General features: G+C 64.1%; 1 protein-coding gene. It reads left to right on the top strand.

The window, feature by feature from the left end:
* Positions 1 to 2 precede the first annotated feature (2 nt).
* On the top strand, positions 3 to 722 hold a 720-nt coding region (locus tag IMZ11_RS42995; protein WP_228649379.1), incomplete at its 3' end, for a serine/threonine protein kinase.

Raw genomic sequence — 722 nt, 5'->3', positions numbered from 1 at the left:
GTCTGGTGGAGATCGCGCGGGTCCCTGAGCGCGATCCGTTGACCGCGCTGATGACCAATCCCGTGGTGGCAGAACAGAAGCGGTTCTGCTGGAACTGCGGCAAGCCGGTCGGCCGCTCCTCCTCGGACGGGCATGCCCTGTCGGAGGGTTGGTGCCCGCACTGCGGCAGTGCGTATTCGTTCCTGCCGCAGCTGTCGCCGGGCGAGATCGTCGCCGACCAGTACGAGATCAAGGGCTGTATCGCCCACGGTGGATTGGGCTGGGTCTATCTGGCCTTCGACCACAACGTGAACGAACGCCCGGTGGTGCTCAAAGGTCTGGTGCACTCCGGTGACGCCGAGGCGCAGGCCATCGCCATGGCCGAGCGCCAGTTCCTGGCCGAGGTCACGCACCCGGGGATCGTGAAGATCTACAACTTCGTCGAACACGACGACAAGCACGGCAACCCGGTCGGCTACATCGTGATGGAGTACGTCGGCGGAACGTCGCTCAAACAGGCCAGGGGAACGCGGCTTCCGGTGGCCGAGGCGATCGGCTACATGCTGGAGATCCTGCCCGCGCTGGGCTACCTGCATTCGATCGGGCTGGCCTACAACGACCTCAAGCCCGAGAACATCATGATCACCGAGGAACAGCTCAAGCTGATCGACCTCGGCGCGGTGTCGCGGCTGAACTCCTACGGATACCTCTACGGCACACCAGGATTCCAGGCACCGGAGATC

The organism is Microtetraspora sp. AC03309 (assembly GCF_020826795.1).
Lineage (GTDB): Bacteria > Actinomycetota > Actinomycetes > Streptosporangiales > Streptosporangiaceae > Microtetraspora > Microtetraspora glauca.
Note: the sequence above shows the minus strand (reverse complement) of the source record. Positions and strands in the feature narration are given on the sequence as shown.